Source organism: Verrucomicrobiota bacterium (genome assembly GCA_016200005.1).
GTDB lineage: Bacteria > Verrucomicrobiota > Verrucomicrobiia > Limisphaerales > PALSA-1396 > PALSA-1396.
The window spans coordinates 139,240-157,484 of record JACQFP010000022.1 but is presented as its reverse complement, the minus strand read 5'-3'; the positions used below and the strand labels follow the sequence as shown (position 1 = coordinate 157,484).

Genomic DNA, 18,245 nt, shown 5'->3' with positions numbered 1-18,245 from the left:
AAGAGGCCGGGAAGATTTTCCCGGCCTATGTAACCCTGATGTAAAACCGCTCTGCGCTCTCCGGCATCTTCGCGCTAAAGCTTCACGCGATAGAACTTTTGGGTCGGTCCAGCCGGGGGATTGTACGTCGTCGGGCCTGGCGGTAGGGCGCCAACCAGGTCCGTCCACGGTCCAGTGACGTTATCGGCGTGCTGAAGCGTTCCGGCTGGCCAACTGACTGTCGTAACGCCGCCAGGACGCGTGATACTCGGGTTGAAGGCTGCGCGGCCGTGTATCGCTAGGTAGTAGTGTGCCCAAATTCTCGCAAGCGTGAGTGGCGGATCGTAAATGGCCACTTCATCAATGCCACCGGCGAAGTTATCCGCCCACCCATTGCCTGTTGATCCAATGGCCCAGTCACCGTTGCTTATCGGCAGCGCACCTACCGCTCCTGCGGCGCTGGCGACTTGTACGCCATTGCGGAAGAGTTTCCAATTGGCGCCGTCATAAGTCCCCACCAAGTGGATCCACCCGTTTGCCCCTCCCAAATCACCGGCAGGGACGGCGAAACTCGTGCCATAGAAGTTACTGCTAATGTCAGTGTTGTTTGTATAAGTAATGGTAGTGTAACCGACCACGTAGTTCGTTGTTAAGGCGACCGTATCGGTATCGATCCGCAGAAAAACTTGAGAACTGTTGGTCACGGAACCATCAGCCGGAGCGTCGGGCGGCGTGGTGAGATAATCAGTTATCGTCGGCGGCCCGTGCGAAATGATTCGTGCCGTGGCTCCTTTGGTGGCGGTGGGATTAATCCAAGCCTCCAGACTGACCTGGCCGGAGAAATTGAGGCCCGACGGGTTGTTTAAACTGCTCCACTGCTTGATCCCATCAAGCGGCAAAGCTGTGTTTGATGCCTCGAATCCCGCGTACGTCGGCGATTGCGGCCCGGCTGCGATGTTGGTGGTCAAGTCAAGATTCCCGTCGCCCAAATAACCGAGCGGGCCGCTGTTGGCGGCCGGGAAACGGGCCGGGTCATTGAAGCGGAGGTACGTCGGCGGTCCTTGTCGTTGGTCGCCCGCTCCCAGGTAAGGCGCCGTAAGTACCAGCGTCTCATAATTCGTCGCTGGATGAGTATTAGTGCCAGCTTGGTAGTGAGCCAATACTTGGTCAGCCGTCAAAACGTAGTTTGTATAGATTACAAGCTCGTCGATGTCTCCTTCGAATGGGTTGTCGCCCAGTCCCGACTTGGCGTTGTAGGAACCGATGCCTAAATCTGCCGGAACACTGGCGTCCTCAGGAGGATTTACGTTCGCGGCATAGATGGGCGTGTTTGTTTTTACAGGTATCCCATCAACATAAGCTGTTAAAATGCCCTGCCATTGATTATTCCCATTGCCGCCCGGATCGCCATTGTCAGTTTGAGGCTCCCACGTAAATACCAAATGCTGCCACTTGCCTATGGTATAGTCAGCCTCAGTCTTAAGATCCTCAGAGCCACCGCTACCCCCCACGCCGCCATACATGCGGAAATTCCATCCATGACCTTCGTTGTTGATACCGGGCACGCTGGCATAGGAAGCGTTCGGAAAGCGTTGGAAAATGACCCAGCCTGTCCGACCGGTGCCGCCGACGAAACGATTGTTCACGGGACATTGACCTCCTTGTTGGTCGCGCATCGGCCTGATCCAGGTTTCAAACGTAAACGGAATGCCTGCGTTCGGGTTGTTTGCATCAAGATAAGGAATGGTCGTGGTTGATCTGCCATTTCGATTGTGATAAGCAGCCGCACCATCGTCAGTTCTGCCGGCCAGCGCACTGGCTGCAGGGTGCCTGACTTCAGCGGTGTGGGTCGCAATGCCGGAATTCCGCACATCGCCCATGTTGATCGCGACGTCCGGACCCGGGGGAAGTTCATCGAGCCGCAAATAGACCACCGGATTGGCTGATTGGATCAACGCCTCGTACGGTGTGGCACGATTCGCGTTTGTTCCATTCTGATAGTGCGCCAGAATTTGCGCGGGGCTTAGTTTGTTCGAGTAAAACGCAAATTCGTCGATGCCTCCAAAATAAGGATTAGCCCCAGCGCCGCTGGTGTTATTGTAGGCGCCCAGCGACAGCGCTGCTTCGGTAACAGGCGGGTTGGCTGTATAACCCGGATCCGTTCCACTGCCGCCGCCGGTCCAAATATTCGTATTTGCCGCCACGCCGTTGATGTAAATCGTCAAGCTTGCATTGGTAACCGGATCAATCGGATCGTAAACGACGACCACATGCTGCCACGTGCCAATGCTCATCGGAACCTGACTCACGACGTCCAGACCACTGGCGCCCCCAATGCCGCGATACATTCGGCAGTTCCATCCCACACCTTCATAGCCGCCGTGGCCAGAATAATCGAGATTTTGCGCGCGCTGGAAGAAAACCCATCCTGTTCTGTCGGGGAAGCCCGAAGAAACGCGGTTGTTGATGGGGCACTCCCCGCCGTTGATCTGGTCGCTGGCTGGATAAAACCAAACCTCAATAGTAAAGGGTTTGGTATTGTCGGGGTTTACGGCCGCGTTGAAGGGAATCATGCCGTAACTATTGCCATCAAGAAAGAACTGCGCCCGATTCCCGCTCCCTGCAAGAGCGCCTGGAATCGCTTTGACATTGAAAGTGTTGGTTAGGTCGCCAGCGGCACCGAGGCTGCCGGAGTTTTTATTGATATTCGACCTGCTCGTGTCATCATTAAATCGATGATAGGTCACCGGGTTGTCGCTGAGGACCGAGGATGGATAGTCGGCGCCTGCCAGTTGATTTATGAACAGCGGAAGCGCTAATAACATCAGATGTGTAGGGCGGATTGTAGAGGTTTTCATTGTCTTAGTTGGTTTGTTGCTTTATTGGCAGGGACAGTCAGCCGCTCAAAGCGCTAGACGGTGGGTCTGGGTCAGACTTCGCCGGCCTTCTGGGTTCCTGTGTTCAAAGAAAATTCTGAAACTTAAATAGATTTAGTCAACAGAATTATTAATCAAAAAAATTGGGCGGTCGCCTACCTTTCCACCGCGAATCAAGGCCACTGATTAAACCCGCCGCATTCATCAAGTTTTCGCGACAGTTTCTGATCGATGCACCGATTACCTCACGGTGATAGATAAGGCTTCAAGGCCATCGCTCACTCAGGGAGAATTTGCAACACTTGTTCTATTCTACTTCGTTGTTAAGCCGCAGAAATCGCGCGCCGTTATTGAACAGCAAATCGGTCCAGTAACCTGGACAATCCTCCGTGGCGACGAGTGTTCGAGCCAGCGCCACGACCAGCGGGTAAAACGGCCAATCGGAACCAAAGCAAATCCGGTCGCGGTCGAACCCATCCAGAATCATCTTCAAGTCCGGCACGGATTGACCAGAAATGTCCAGCCACACTTGCTTCGGAAAATCTCGCGCCACGGCCAGTGTCTCCACACGCTTTGAGAGGCCCGTGTGGGCGAGGAGCAATTGCAACTTCGGAAAGCTTCGTAGTGCGACTCGAAAACGTTCCGGCTCGGCTTTTGCGCGCATCCACGCTGGTTCCGCGCTCGTGTAACCGCAATGCGCCAGCACCGGCACCGCATTCTCCGCGCACCACTCGAACAGCTTCAACTGATGCGGATGGTCGGCAGCGATGAACTGAAATTCCGGATGCACCTTCACCGCCTTGGCGCCGCGCGACAGCAGATTCTTCAACCGCTCGATCTTCCTGCGTCCCCACGGCCAGGGAAAAACTGCGGCAAACGGGATGAACCGCGCGTCCAAAGCCGATGCCTGCATTGTATCCTCGGCGTGGCGTGACATGATTGGCCCTTCGATCGGCAGCAGGCAGGCGTGTTTCACATTGAACCGATCCATCTCCGCCGCGAAATTCGCGGCCGTATGCGTGGCCGAACGCGACGATAAGTTGTAAAGTGACGAATTAAACTCCCTGGCCAGTTGCGGCTGTTCGATGGGAGACGGATGTCGATCCTCACCTAGCACGTCCTGGTCAACCTCGTAATCGTAGAAATAGATCAACTCGTTGCGCGCGCGATAATCCACTGGCCGGGCGAAGCCATAGCTCCAGCCCACATGCGAATGGATGTCCAGCACCGGGGGCACTCCGGCACCGCTTTTCAACTGTAATTGTCCGAACGGATTGGTTTCAAACCACGGCAGCCGGTCCAGCTCCGACATCCGACGTATCTTTAGCGACTGAAAATCCATTTCCGTTTTGCTCAAACACTATTTGACTGTGGACTTCGGACACCAACTCGGATTGCGCTTCTCGAGAAATGCCGCCACGCCTTCCCGCACTTCCGGCGAAGCGCGGGCGGACAAATGGTGCAGCAACGTCTCATCCAGTTCGTGGTTGAAAGAGGAAGGCCAAAGTTCATCGAGGACCTTCTTCGTGTGTCCGATCGCCTGGGGAGCGCCTTGCAACGCCATCCGCGCCAACGTGAGAGCCTCGTTCATCAATTGCTCCTTCGCCACGACGCGACTCACTAATCCCATCTCTCTCGCCCGCTCGGCGGAGATCAGGTCGCCCAGCAAAAGCAACTCGCGCGCGTCGCGTTCGCGGACCTGCCGATGTAGAAGCGTCATCACCAAGGCCGCCACCAGTCCGCGCCGGACTTCCGTGTAGCCAATGCGCGTCTCCGAGGTCGCCACGACGAGGTCGCACGCAGACATCAAACCGGCGCCGCCGGCGATCGCCGCTCCATGCACGGCGGCGATGGTGACCTGCGGCACTTGATAAACCGCACGGAGCAAACGCGCTACCAAGCCGGCGGTTCGTTCGGCATTGTCCGGCGCGAACGCTTCCTCAAGGTCGAGTCCCGCGCAGAACACCGGCCCTTCGCCGCGCAATATGAGCACGCGCTGAGACGCGTCTTGGGCGAGGGATTCAAACGCCGATGAGCAGGCTTCCATCAGGGCGCAGTTCAGCGCGTTGCGTTTGGTCGGACGATTCAATGTCACAATCGTGATGCCCGCTTCCGGTTGCTGCGTTGAAATTAATGATGAACTCATGGTGTTTTTCCTCATGAAGATTGACAGCGGGTTAAATCTTTTTCTGACAGTTTCAGTTTCATTTCCAGAAGCGCCTGCCCCAGTGTTTTGCCTTGGGCATCAATCCGCAACGAACGACTCGCACCGCCGGCCAGCACGCCCGGCAGTATGAAATTGAAAGCGCCAAGGTTCGGCAATTCATAACGGACCACTTTGCCAATCCCCAACGGCTTGAAGTATTTTTCCACGCGCGCTGCCGTCAAAAATCCATGCAAAAAAACAAAACCTTCGGGCTTGCGCGCGATTACACCTACATTGGCGCTCGACCCTTTATCGCCGCTGCGGGCATAGGCGATTTCTCCCAGTCTGATCTTCTGTGCGGTGCGGGATTTTTTCATGCGGCGCAGATCATTGATTCGTGTTCAGAATTGTCACTTGCGGTTTCACCAGCTTCTTTTCAATCAAGCAGGGCCAATAGCCAAAGACCGGATGCACGCGCGGTCGCCCAGCCGCATAACCGGTGACACCCTGTGGCCCGCTCGTGATCAGCGGCGACATCTCCTTCGCAAACCGCTCCACGGCCTCGCGGCGCGGATCAGCCACCGTCACTCGCAACACGGTTTCCAAGAGTTCTGCCTCGATAGATTTATCCAAGCTCCCCGGCAAACAAGCGCCGGCACCCAGACACTCCACTTGGGAGCGCTGGAGTTCATACCCTGCGGCACGCACTCGTTGCAAAATGATTTCGCCACAACGACGCGCCTTGGCCACCGCGTCGCGACCAAAAATCGTCAGCGCTCCCTGCGCCCAAAAACCGTCGCGATACGAAGCGCTCACCTTGTAACTGGAAGTGGCGGGACGACCTTTCGCGCCGCTGACCCGCACGCGGTCTTTGCCTTCCTGACGAACTTGCAACGAAAGAAATGAAACCGTCACGTCAGGGCTGAGGTAATTGTCAGGATCTCCGATTTCATACAGCAACTGCTCCTTGACGGTTCGCTCATTCACAACCCCGCCGGTTCGCTTTGGTTTCGTGACGACGCAGGTTCCGTCTGCACTCACCTCGACCACCGGGAAACCGATGTTCGCCGGATCAGGAATCGCCAGCCAGTCCGTCGAAATGCCGCCGGTCACTTGGGTGCCGCATTCAATCAAATGCCCGGCGATGGTCGCGCCGGCAATTCGATCGTGATCGTTTGGCGACCAGCCAAACTCGGCCATGCAAGGCGCCACGGTCAGACTCGGATCGGCCACGCGACCGGTAATCACAATGTCCGTGCCCGCGGCCAACGCCTCCGCCACCGGCTGCGCGCCGAGATAAGCACTCGCGGTGATCAATGAATCAAAAACCTTCGCGATGGATTCGCCGGTTTCAAGATTGGCGAACAACTTCGACTTCGCGCCTTTCGCGTCTGCCGCTCGAACAACTGGCAAAACGTCATCGCCGGTCACGACGCCGAGTTTCATCGGTCGGTTTCCGGCTTGACGCAAGACTTCGGCGCACGCCTGCGCGCAACCCAGCGGATTCAGACCACCGGCGTTGGTGATTACCCGCACCTTCGACCCTTTCTTCCACAACGGAATCAGCGAACGAACCACCTCGACAAAATCGCGCGCGTAGCCGGCGGTCGGGTCGCGTTCCTTCTGGAGGGCGAGGATCGACATCGAAACCTCCGCCAGATAATCAAGCGTCAGATAGTGGAGGTCCGGCTGTTGCGACACCAAGCGCGCGGGCGCATCGACGCTGTCACCCCAGAAGCCCTGCGCGTTGCCGATTAGAATGGGTTTCGATTTCACGGTGAGGGATCAGAGGTAGGGCGCGTCACTCCGTGCGCGCCGGGGTTCGATGTCTGCCGAGACGGCGCGCACGGAGTGACGCGCCCTACCCATTGCATGGTTGCGATCAAGGCGGACATTCCGGCATCTTCCTCCAGGTTCTCCATTCACACTCCTCAAACCTGCAACACGCCGGTCTTGAAATTGTTTTGAACTGGTTTGCGCGTCACCAAAGCCAGCGTGGTCAACAGAACTTCCCGTGTCGCGCGCGGCGGAATGATTGCATCCACCCAGCCCCGCGCCGCGCCATAACGAATGTCAGTCTGCTGCTTGTAATTATTCTTGACCGTCTCGCGCAGTTGATTCAACTCCTCCGGCGTCAGTGTGTTTTCTTTCGACTGCATGTTGCGCTGGAGAATGGTGAACAAGGTGTCCGACGCTTGTTCGCCGCCCATCACGGCGTATCGCGCGTTCGGCCAGGCAAAGATAAATCGCGGATCAAACGCCTTGCCGCAGAGCGCGTAGTTGCCCGCGCCGAACGAACCGCCCGTGATGACCGTGATTTTCGGCACCACGGAATTGCTCACGACATTCACCAGCTTCGCGCCGCTGCGGATGATGCCCGATTGTTCCGCATCGCGGCCCACCATAAAACCCTGCACATCCTGAAAAAAAACAATCGGCAACCCGGTTTGATTGCAGTCCATGATGAACCGCGCCGCCTTGTCGGCGCTGTCCGAGTAGATGACGCCGCCGATCTGGATTCCCTTGGTCTTCGAGTGGCAACGCTTGCGTTGATTGCCCACGATGCCGACGGCTTGCCCGCCAATCTTCGCGTACACCGTGACGAGCGTCTGCCCGTACTCCGCCTTGTATTCCTGCATCGACCCGCGATCCACCACGCACGCCAGCAAATCCCGAAGATCGTATTCCGCGCGGCCATCAATGCTCACCAGATCATAAACCGACTCGGGATTCCGTTCCGTGCCAGTTTCGTCAACTTTGCGTTCCGGTTCTGCCGGCAAGAGGTCGATGAGCGAACGCAGTCGCGTAAGGCACGCCTCGTCATCCGCTTCTTGAAAGTCAATCGTCCCGCTGATTTCCGCGTGCATTTCCGAACCGCCCAAGTGTTCGGCATCGACTTCCTGGCCGATCGCCGCCTTGACCAGCGCCGGTCCTGCCAGATAAAGCCCGCTCCCCTTGGTCATGAGAATTTTGTCGCACAACACCGGCAGATACGCGCCGCCTGCGATACAATTTCCCATGATGGCCGCCAACTGCGGAACGCCGCGCGCGCTCAACACAGCGTTGTTGCGGAAGATTCGACCGAAATCGTCTTCATCGGGAAACACTTCATCCTGCAACGGCAGAAACACGCCGGCGGAATCGACCAGATAAATCACCGGCAACGAATTTTCCAAAGCGATGCGTTGGGCGCGCAGAACTTTCTTGGCTGTCGCCGGAAAAAAAGCGCCCGCCTTCACGGTGGCATCATTGGCGATGATCATGCACGGCCGCTTGCAGACGCGACCAATGCCCGTCACCACTCCAGCCGCTGGAATCTCGCCCCAATCCGGATACATTCGATGGCCCGCCCACAGACTCAGTTCGAGAAACGGCGACTTGTCATCCAAGAGACGTGTCAATCGTTCACGCACCGGTAAACGGCCCAGCTTGCGCTGCCGTTCCTGTCCGGAAAGCCCGCCACCCTCGCGCAACGTGGCCTCCTGCGCGAGGATTTCGTCGCACAAACTTCGCAGCGCCTTCGGTTTGCTCTGCCCTTTTTCAGTCATGGAAAAATATTTGTCCCTGCCGCCTGGTTGTCATCGCGGTTTGAACTCACGCCGATATTCTACGCCGTAAACCAGTGGTCAATGGCGAATTTCATTGCCCGGCATGGCTCCAGGGTTTACTCGCGGCGTTTGTCGTCCAGAAGGGTCGCTTGACTTTGCCCTACTGGCTCGTCCGCGCGCGGATGAAGCGAGGGAAGACATCGACCCCAATCGAATTGGTGAACATCGGCGGGCCACTGGCGGCAATGGTGTTGGTGGCAAAGGCGGCCCAGTGCAACAGGTTGCTTGAGCTTTCCAGCACATAACTAATTCCGGGCTTGCCCGAAACGGTCAACTGTAATTGGCCAGCCGCCCCCGCCGCATTCTGCCAGGCGACAACCGGCACGCGGCTTTGGAGCGTGAACATGTCGAGCAGTTGATTGCTGTTGTTGAAGGTTTCCCACGAGAGCGTCTGTCCATTGACTTCCATTATGTCAAAATGGTACTGGCTGTATTCGACTTGCACGAACGGCCAGAACGCAACGCGCTCGGTGTCAAGCGCGCCGCCTCCGCCCCCACTGACGATGTACATGACCCCGTTGGTGGCGCCGCGTTGGTAGGCGTGCATGTGGCCGCAAATAACGATGTCCACGTTTTTCTGCGTGAAGAGCGGCACCCAGTCGTTGCGCACAAAGGTTTCGCCAGTGTACCCGCCGCCGTTCCAGAGGTCGGCGTAAGGTGGCTTATGAAAGCAAACAATACGGAAGGCCGCGGTCTGGGTTTCCGGTCGGCTCAGCTCGGCTTGCAGCCAATTGTATTGTTCGGGTGAACCGCTGGTGTTGATTTCGCTGTCGAGAAAAATGAACCGGCTGTTGCCATAGTCGAAGGCGAACCAAGCCTCGTTGCCGGGCAACGCGCTGTAGGCGTAAGCGAGAGCGTGTTCGCCGTCGTGATTGCCGCGAGCGAAGATTACCGGCGTGGTCTGCGCGGCGTTGAGAGTTTCCAGCGGTTTGAACCAGAAGTTGTGCCATTCGGAAAGCGAGTTGCCGCTGTTCACCGTGTCGCCGGCCACGCAAATCAGGTTGGGTGCGTGGGACAAAAGATTGGTCACATGCGTCGCAAGCGTGACCGTACCGCCGTGATTATCGCCCCACCACGCGGTGATGAACAGACTGGAGCGTTTGGGCGCAGTAAAGAAAGTGTAAGTGGCCGTGGCGTTCGTGCCGCTGCGGACGCGATAAACGTAACTCGTCTCGGTTTCCAAACCCGGAATGGTCGCGCGATGGACAAAGTGAGTGGCGTCGATTTGTAACGTCTCGATCCGACCAAGCGTGTGCTCGGTGATGTTGCTGCGGCCCCAGTCCACATAATGTCGCGCGAGGTTGCCGTCGGTTTCCCAGATCAACGTCATGGCGTTGGGGCGCACGTCCTGCAGCATCGGCAACTTGCTGATGTTCGGTGTGGGCAGCGGGAATGGCTGCTGCAATTTCACGATGAGGTCGTCCGCCATGCTGTCGTTGTCGGCGTCGCGACGATGCTGGCCGATGATTTCAACGCGCAGTTTGCGGGTGCCCGCCGGCAACAGACCGTAGAGGTTGCGTTGCAACCAGACACTGTTGCCGGCGACGATACAACGCACGGCGGACAATTCCTGGTCGGCGGCGTCAAGATAGCCGACGCGATAAAACACCTGGTCGTCGAACGTGTTCACGCCGTAAAAATTCCGCAACCAGGCCAGGGAGTCGAGCGCGGCGCCGGTGTCCAGGTCGTTGGTCGTAAAACCGGCGGCGAGGAGGTCAATGTCTTGACGGACGACGGTATTGCTGGCGGGTGTGTTGATGCCGCCGTGGAAGAAGTAGGCGCCGCCGTGAGGCGAACCTTTGCTCCCGGCGCTCGTCAGCGCAAGCGGACTGCCGGCGATGGTTTGCCAGTTGGCGAACAACGTCTCAAAGCCGCCGTTGGTTTGCAGCACCTGACCGAAGAGTGGATTGGTCGCGCCCGGCATCGGAATGCCTGTGGCGGTCGCTCCGCCCAGCGCCGCGATCTCGTTGGTTGTCATTGCCTCGGCCCGGAGTTGGACGCTGTTCACGAAACCGGCGGCATTTTCCAAATCATCATCTGCGAAGAGCAACACGGTCGGCCCCATCGCCCATCGGCCATCCACCGTAGGACCACCAACCTGCTGAACCGGAGTGCCATTGATGAAGCTTGTGAGGGTGCCGGCGGCACTGTCCACCACTACCGCCAGCCGGTGCCACGTTCCGTCCGCAACCGTGCCACCGTAAACGCTGGAGATACCAAGGCCCTGACTTGGATTGATGAACCACTCGCCGTCGTTGGTATTTTGAGGAGTGGTCTGGTAGAGCACGGCCCAACCGCTCGGCCGGCTTGGAAACATCACATCCAAGATGAGCGTGTATTGATTCAGTTTGCTGCCGCCGCCATTCGCCCCTAGACCGTGGCTCATCGTGAAGTAAGTGCCCCGCGTAAATGAAGCAACCTGCGCCGTGTTGCCGTTAATCGTCATGTTGGTGAAGACCACAACCGCGTTCGTAGCGGGCGCGGCGAAACCGGTCGTCAAAACGACACCGCTTGTGGACGAGTTGAGGTTGCCGTTGAAATCATACTGCGCGATGGCGCCAAAAAGCGGTGAAGCAGAAAGGAAAGTGGCGATCAGGACCAACGCAGCGGTGGATTTTTTCATGCAACGCCCGATCAGGCCTTTCTGGGAATCCCGATGGGACGCGAAACCTATCTCATGATTTGGCGCATCCGTCAATTCCTCATCCCCAAACGGGAAATTGCCGACGCAGCTTTCCGAGAAGTCGGTTAAACGTATCAACAACTAATTGAGCGTTGGGCAGGCTGGGGCTGTTGTAGCCAGGAAATTACGATTGGATTAGGAAGCGGCGATTTATCAAGTGATGAACCGGGCGCGTTGGCAGGGCGCGTGTCACTCCGTGCGCGCCGCTGGTTTGGACATACGATCCGAACGGCGCGCACGGAGTGACGCGCCCTACCTTGCGGATCATGGGTAGGGAAATACACGCCGCGTTGCTTCCATTCACATTTCAATCTAAGCTCCCCACATGGCTGAAGCAGTTTATGTGATTGGCGCGGGGCGAACGGATTTCAAGCGCAACTTGAAGAAGGAAGGCAAAACCCTTCGCCACATCGTTCTTGAGTCGGCGCGAACGGCCATCGACGATGCGCAGATTGATCCCGGCGACATTCAATCGGGCGTGGTCGCGAGTTTCGCCAGCGGACTGTTCACCCGGCAACTTCATCTGGGCGCGTTCCTCACCGAGATCGACACGAAGTGTCGCGGTATTCCAACGCTGCACGTCGAAGCCGCGTGCGCCTCCGGCTCGGTGGCCGTCCTTACCGGCGCGCAACAAATCATGGGCGGGCTGCACGACGTCGTTCTGATCGTCGGCGCGGAGCAGCAGAAAACCATGCCGCCAGCGGAGGGGGCGGACGTTCTGGGCGCCGCCGGCGATTACCAGGTGGAGAAGGCAATTTATGGCGACTTCATGTTTCCCAAATTGTTCGCCCGCATCGCACAGGTCTATATGGACAAGTATGGCGTCACGGAAAAACAACTGGCGAAAGTCGCCGTCAAGAACTTTGCGCACGCACGCAGCAATCCTTTGGCGCAGATGCGGGATGCAACGTTGACCGTCGAACAAGCCGCGATCGCTTCGGACCAAAACCCGCGTTTTGCTCCGCCGCTCAAAACCACCGACTGTTCCCAGATCACCGACGGCGCGGCAGCGTTGATTCTGTGCTCCGAACGATTTGTTAAAACGCTGGCAGCCGGCCGGCGGGCCATTCGCCTGCTTGGTTACGGCCACACCACCGATTACTTGCCGCTGGAGAAAAAGGATGTCCCGGAATTTTCCATCGCGCGACAGGCCGCCGCAGGAGCCTATTCGATGTCCGGCGTCAAACCGGCAGAGCTTCACGGCGCGGAAATCCATGATTGTTTCTCCATCTCAGAAATCATCGCCTACGAAATTCTTGGGTTTGCTGAGAGTGGTAAGGGCGCAGATCTTCTTGAAACTGGCGCGACCGCTCTTCCATCGGCGCGTGCTGACTTGGCAACCATCTCGCCGCCATTCTCGCTGCCGGTTAATGCGGGCGGTGGATTGATTGGCGACGGACATCCTGTCGGCGCGACCGGTGTGCGGCAAGTGGCTGAAGCGTGGTTGCAACTGACCGACCGCGCCGGCGAACGCCAGATTCCCGGCGCGAAACGGTTTCTTACGTTTAACATGGGCGGCAGCGTCACGACGAGTGTGGTGATGATCTGGGGAGGTTGAACCCGAACTCCGAAGTTGCGGGGATCACGCCCGCCCCGGGCGTTGCTGGACGCGCCCTCGCGTCCAGCCTTGGGCGGCGCGGCAAGCTGGTGGTCAGGACAATTTCCTGCGCGCCATGTTTTCCGCGAGGGCGCAGAAAACTGCGCCCGAGGCGGGCGCGCTCCCTTTTCTATTTCGGAGTTCGGGAGAACCTCCGAATTATTAAAACGACGGTGATCATGTAACATGCGAGCAGTCATTCAACGGGTCTCTGAAGCGTCTGTCGTTATCGACGTGCAAAAGAAAGCCGCCATCAAAACAGGTTTGGTGATCCTGCTAGCCGTTGAAGAAGCGGATACGGCAGAAGACATCGACTGGTTGAGCGGGAAGCTGGTGCGACTGCGGATTTTCAATGATGATCAGCGCGTGATGAATCGCTCAGTTCAGGAAATTCAAGGCGACATCCTTGTCATCAGCCAGTTCACTCTGTTCGCCAGCACCAAAAAAGGAAACCGGCCTTCATACAGTCAAGCCGCCCGACCGGAAGTAGCCATTCCGATTTACGAATTATTTGTGCGCAAACTCACTGAGGAACTGGGCCGGGCTGTTCAAACCGGTGAGTTTGGAGCGGACATGAAAGTGACCTTAATCAACGATGGCCCCGTCACAATTATCATCGACACGAAACATCGGGAGTAGGATAAACTATCAAGTCGTTACAAAGGCTCCAAAAACTGTATGGGCAGAAGGCAAACAAATAATCGGGGACGCTGGCACCGCTTCATTCCCTGTGAATGGGAGGGCCGGCAGTTTGCCGGCCCTGAAGGATTCGCGTCCAAGCGGGCCTTCACGCTAATCGAGTTGCTGGTGGTGATTGCCATCATTGCCATTCTGGCCGCGTTGCTATTACCCGCACTGACACGCGCAAAGGCAAAAGCGCAAGCCATCGCCTGCATGAACAACCTCAAGCAGCTCACACTCGGCTGGACCATGTACACGGATGACAATAATGATCGGTTGGTCCCAAACTACTTCTACGGTGCCTTTGTCAGCACCCCTCAAGGAGTCCAACACCGACCGTCTTGGTCCTGGGGCTTCCTCAGATACAGCAACCCCGACGGCACGAATGTGGATTTCCTCATCGGCAGTCGTGAAGGCTCGCTCGGCGATTATGTGAAAACACCTGCTGTCTTCAAATGCCCGGCAGACAAGTCTCTGACAGTCCTGACCGACAACAACGCTTACCCAAGAACACGGAGCTACTCGATGAATGCCTACATGGGAAATGATGGGGCTAACCTCCTCGCATCGCCAGCAGCGCTTTTTGAAAAGCGAAGTGATTTGTCTAAAGTTCATCGTCCTGAACTGTTCGTGTTTATTGATGAACATGAAGATTCAATAGACCGGTGCGACTTCACAATAGGAATAGGCAAAGACCGCGGAGTTTTCGTGGAACTCCCGGCTTCTCGGCACTCGAACAGCGGCGGTTTGTCCTTTACCGACGGCCACGTGGAGATTCATCGCTGGAAAGATCGGCGCACGTTGCAGCCAGTCCGAGGCGTTTACCAATGGGGAGCATGGGGAGGAGTTCCCGGGAACTTTTACAATAGTCCTGATTGGCGTTATATGTGGGTGCGCGCGACCAAGATAGCGCCTGAGTTTGGTGAGATTCAACCGTGAGAAAAAGAAGGCTGTTCGAATCGCAAGGCTCTGCGTCTCTCAGCAGACAACCAAGTTTACCGTCGGAAGGGGTGGGACGTCGATAAGATGAGCGGAATGCAGTCTTTGCTGTGGAATTTTTGGGAACGCATGCGGTTAACCCAGTTTTAATTCCTCAATGGTAATCTCTCTCATGCGAAATTTTTGAATCTTGCCAGTCACGGTGGTGGGAAACTCGGTGACGAATTTGACGCGATATGGGATTTTGTAGTCCATGATTTTCCCTTTGCAGAATTCCCGGACTTCCTGTTCGTTCAGCGGCGCGCTGTCCTTCAATTTGATCCACGCCATGACCTGCTCGCCATAATGGTGATCGGGCACGCCGAAGACGGCGGCCTCCGCAATCTTTGGATGGGTGAAAAGAAATTCCTCCACCTCACGCGGATAGATGTTCTCGCCACCGCGAATAATCATGTCCTTGAGCCGTCCGGTGATTTTGACGTAACCCTGTTCGTCCATGACCGCCAGATCGCCGCTGTGCATCCAACCCGATGAATCGATGGCGCTCTTCGTGCCTTCCAGGTTGTTATAGTAGCCGCGCATGATGTGATACCCGCGATAACACAGCTCTCCTTGTTGTCCCCGCGGCAGAATCTGCCCGGTCTCCGGGTTCAAGATCTTTTGTTCCTGGTGCGGAATCACCCGGCCGACGGTGCTCACACGCAACTCCAGCGGATCATTCGGCCTGGTCATGTTGCAGATCGGGGAGGTTTCCGTCATCCCGCAGCCGATGGTGATCTGTTCACAATGCATCTCGCCGATGACGCGTTTCATCACTTCGATCGGACACGGCGCGCCCGCCATCACACCGGTTCGCAGGGAGGACAAATCGAACTCGCGGAATTGCGGATGTTCCAGTTCGGCAATGAACATCGTCGGAACGCCATGCACCGCCGTGCATCGCTCCAGGGCGACCGCTTGCAGCACCGAGAGCGGACTGAAATGGGGTGCGGGCAGCACCATCGTCGCGCCGTGCGTCATACAGGTCAGATTGCCCAGCACCATGCCGAAGCAATGGTAGAACGGCACCGGAATGCACAGGCGATCGTTGGGCGTGAAGTTCATCAGGACGCCGACCCAATAGCCGTTGTTCAGAATGTTGTGATGCGTCAGCATCGCGCCCTTGGGAAACCCCGTGGTGCCTGAGGTGTACTGGATGTTGATTACGTCATCGAAGTCCAGTGAAGCCTGCCGCTCGGCGAGCGCTTGTGGAGCCACGCGCTCGTGCATTGACATCAATTCACTCCAGCGGAGCAGGCCGGCCGCCGGTTTCGCGCCGAGATAGATGACGCGCCGCAAATGCGGAAATTTCTGCGCGGAAAACTCGCCACACGGATCGGCTCCTTTCAACTCGGGAATCAACTCGTGCAACATTCGGGCGTAATCGGCGTCCTTGAACCCCTCGCCGCAGATCAGCGCGTTGCACTCGGATTGTTTGAGGGCGTACTCCAGTTCGTGGAGGCGGTAGGCCGGGTTGATGTTGACCTGAACGGCGCCGATCTTGGCAGTCGCAAATTGCGCCACAGTCCACGCCACACAATTGGTGGACCAAACCCCGACGCGATCTCCCTTTTGGATTCCCATCGCCATCAGTGCGCGGGCGCAGCGGTTCACTTCATCGAGGAATGCCCAATACGTGAGCCGTTTGTTTTCAAAAACTGAAACCACGGCTTCGTTCGAGCCGTGCTCCGCAGCGATCTCATCCAGCATGTCGCCGATGGTCTGGCCGATCAGCGGCACGGTGGAAACGCCATGGGTGTAACTCAGTTGCATAACTTGACGCGCATTGGTTTTGAAAAGTGTAGCGGATATTCCAGAGGCGGCAAAGGCAAACTGCCGGAGTTGCCGTCGCTCGGCTGAGTGGATCGAAGAAATGAACCTCGTAGGAGCGCGGACAGCCTTGTCCGCGCAAAAGTTGGAGTTCACGCTTTAGCGTGCCTCGGGACAAGCTGAAGCTTGAACTCCAACACGCGGACAAGGCTGTCCGCGCTCCAATCTTGGATCCATCCTGGCCGCTCACCCAAACCCATTCATCGGGCTGGACTTGAATCCGGTTTTCAGGAAAATGGCCGCTCTGGAGTATCCAGATTGGAATGCTTATGCAACAAGCCGATCAACTACACTTGGAACGCGTCGTTTTTTACGGACGTTCACTGGCTGAATACAAACTGTTCTTCAACCTCGACCTGCCAGCCCTCGAAGGAAAATCCGTGCTCGATTGTCCCTCGGGCGCGGCCTCCTTCGCAGCGGAGGCGGCTGAACTGGGAATCAACGTGACCGCCATCGATCCGTTGTTTGAAAACTCCGTCGAAAAACTGCGCGCCATTGGCGAGGTGGACATCGATCACGTCATGGACGAGGTGGAAAAAGTCCAGCACGCGTACCTGTCGCGCTATTATCACTCGATGGAGGAAATGCGCGCCGCGCGGCGACGGACACTGGATTTGTTTTGTGCGGATTTTCAGCGCCGCAAAGCCAGTTACGTTCCCGCGTTCCTGCCGAACCTGCCGTTTGCCGACGGGCAATTCGATCTCGTCCTCTCGGCCCACTTCCTGTTCATCTACGACGACCGGTTTGATTATCCGTTCCACGTCGCGGCGGCCCGGGAACTGGCGCGGGTGAGCGCAGGTGAGGTGCGCCTCTTTCCGCCCGCCGGCATGAACCGCAAGCCGTATCCGCAACTGGATCAATTGCGCAAGGAACTCGAAACCCACGGCATCGCGAGCGAAGTCATCCGCAGCGATTTCGAATTTGTGCAGGGTTGGAATCAAATCCTGGTGTTGCGGTCAAAGTCGCGCCGCAAAGACTGAATGTTGGAACGAGTGTAATAATTTATTTTCTAACAGCCCCTGACCCCGCCCAGGAGGGGAAGAATCCAGCATGCGCTGCTCCCCTCCTGGGAGGGACAAGGGGGTGGGTTCAGTGTTTCTCCATTCCTGCCTCGCAATTCTTGCCGACGTGTAGATAGATTCATTCATGCGAGTCAGCGAAATCCTGGAAACCTGTCTTTATGTCGGCGACTTGGATGCGGCTGAGAAGTTTTACTCCACCGTTCTTGGGCTGGAGGTCACCGCCCGGCTGGCGGGCCGTCACGTTTTCTTCCGCTGTGGTCGTCGCGTCTTTTTAATTTTCAATCCGGCAAAGACGCGCGAACTGGGCACCGGTCTTCCGCCCCACGGCGCGGACGGACCGGGCCACGCCGCCTTTGCAGTAACGGAGGATGAACTTCCAACCTGGCGCTCCCATCTGGAACGCAACGGCGTGGCGATCGAGCGCGAAATCAACTGGCCGAACGGCGGCCGTTCAATTTATTTCCGCGATCCCGCGGGCAACAGCCTCGAACTGGCGTCGCCCAGAATCTGGGGCATTGACGAAAGCGAGTTGCCCACCCGTTGAAAAGGTGGAGTGATTGCCGAAAATAATATCCGAATAGGGCTACGCACTTGATTCCCCTTCAGGCAAATGGGGGACAACGTAAAGGTTGAACTCCAACGGAAATGGCCCTCGCACGGCGTTGGAGTTCACGCTTTAGCGTGTCCGATGGGCCAAGGGGAATTAAGTGCATAGCCCAATACCCGAAAACGAAGCGTGGCAGGACGCGACCTCCGGGCGCGCCGTCGTAGGTTCGCGGGAGTTTGCGGCGCGCCCGGAGGTTGCGCCCTACCTTCGCACGCCGGTCGATCCGGAAAGTCCTCCT

Annotated in this window: 13 protein-coding genes; 5 read left to right on the top strand and 8 right to left on the bottom strand. The window is 57.1% G+C overall.

Annotation, left to right across the window (positions count from 1 at the left end; translation table 11 throughout):
- Positions 1-74: 74 nt before the first annotated feature.
- From HY298_07835 to HY298_07805, 7 genes are all read right to left on the bottom strand, one after another.
- Entirely contained in the window at positions 75-2,837 is a 2,763-nt protein-coding gene (locus HY298_07835; protein MBI3850185.1) for a hypothetical protein, read from the bottom strand.
- Between the two features lie 325 nt (positions 2,838-3,162).
- The gene (locus HY298_07830; GenBank protein ID MBI3850184.1) at positions 3,163-4,167 is read right to left on the bottom strand and encodes an amidohydrolase family protein; all 1,005 of its coding nucleotides are present in this window, start codon (positions 4,165-4,167) and stop codon (positions 3,163-3,165) included.
- Between the two features lie 48 nt (positions 4,168-4,215).
- Positions 4,216-5,001, bottom strand: coding sequence for an enoyl-CoA hydratase/isomerase family protein (locus HY298_07825; protein ID MBI3850183.1), 786 nt, complete (start codon positions 4,999-5,001; stop codon positions 4,216-4,218).
- Between the two features lie 11 nt (positions 5,002-5,012).
- Positions 5,013-5,378, bottom strand: a complete 366-nt coding sequence (locus HY298_07820; GenBank protein ID MBI3850182.1) for a hypothetical protein — start codon at positions 5,376-5,378, stop codon at positions 5,013-5,015.
- 10 nt (positions 5,379-5,388) lie between these two features.
- Complete coding sequence (locus tag HY298_07815) at positions 5,389-6,777, bottom strand: DUF1446 domain-containing protein (GenBank protein MBI3850181.1); 1,389 nt, start codon at positions 6,775-6,777, stop codon at positions 5,389-5,391.
- Positions 6,778-6,932: 155 nt separating this feature from the next.
- Positions 6,933-8,549, bottom strand: coding sequence for an acyl-CoA carboxylase subunit beta (locus tag HY298_07810; GenBank protein MBI3850180.1), 1,617 nt, complete (start codon positions 8,547-8,549; stop codon positions 6,933-6,935).
- A gap of 160 nt (positions 8,550-8,709) precedes the next feature.
- Entirely contained in the window at positions 8,710-11,232 is a 2,523-nt protein-coding gene (locus tag HY298_07805; GenBank protein ID MBI3850179.1) for a metallophosphoesterase, read from the bottom strand.
- A gap of 385 nt (positions 11,233-11,617) precedes the next feature.
- Here HY298_07805 and HY298_07800 point away from each other — a divergent pair, with 385 nt between their 5' ends.
- From HY298_07800 to HY298_07790, 3 genes are all read left to right on the top strand, one after another.
- Entirely contained in the window at positions 11,618-12,850 is a 1,233-nt protein-coding gene (locus HY298_07800) for a hypothetical protein (protein ID MBI3850178.1), read from the top strand.
- 225 nt (positions 12,851-13,075) lie between these two features.
- Positions 13,076-13,528: a D-tyrosyl-tRNA(Tyr) deacylase gene (locus tag HY298_07795; protein MBI3850177.1), complete on the top strand. Its 453-nt coding sequence runs from the start codon at positions 13,076-13,078 to the stop codon at positions 13,526-13,528.
- 39 nt (positions 13,529-13,567) lie between these two features.
- Positions 13,568-14,509, top strand: coding sequence for a prepilin-type N-terminal cleavage/methylation domain-containing protein (locus HY298_07790; GenBank protein MBI3850176.1), 942 nt, complete (start codon positions 13,568-13,570; stop codon positions 14,507-14,509).
- A gap of 135 nt (positions 14,510-14,644) precedes the next feature.
- Here HY298_07790 and HY298_07785 read toward each other — a convergent pair whose 3' ends face one another.
- Entirely contained in the window at positions 14,645-16,321 is a 1,677-nt protein-coding gene (locus tag HY298_07785) for an AMP-binding protein (GenBank protein ID MBI3850175.1), read from the bottom strand.
- Positions 16,322-16,647: 326 nt separating this feature from the next.
- Between HY298_07785 and HY298_07780 the strand changes: the two genes are divergently transcribed.
- A complete protein-coding gene (locus HY298_07780; protein ID MBI3850174.1) occupies positions 16,648-17,358 on the top strand; it encodes a class I SAM-dependent methyltransferase in 711 nt (236 codons plus the stop codon).
- Positions 17,359-17,524: 166 nt separating this feature from the next.
- Positions 17,525-17,944 carry a VOC family protein gene (locus HY298_07775; GenBank protein ID MBI3850173.1) on the top strand — a complete coding sequence of 140 codons (420 nt, stop codon included), beginning with the start codon at positions 17,525-17,527 and terminating at the stop codon, positions 17,942-17,944.
- The last annotated feature ends 301 nt before the right edge of the window (positions 17,945-18,245 follow it).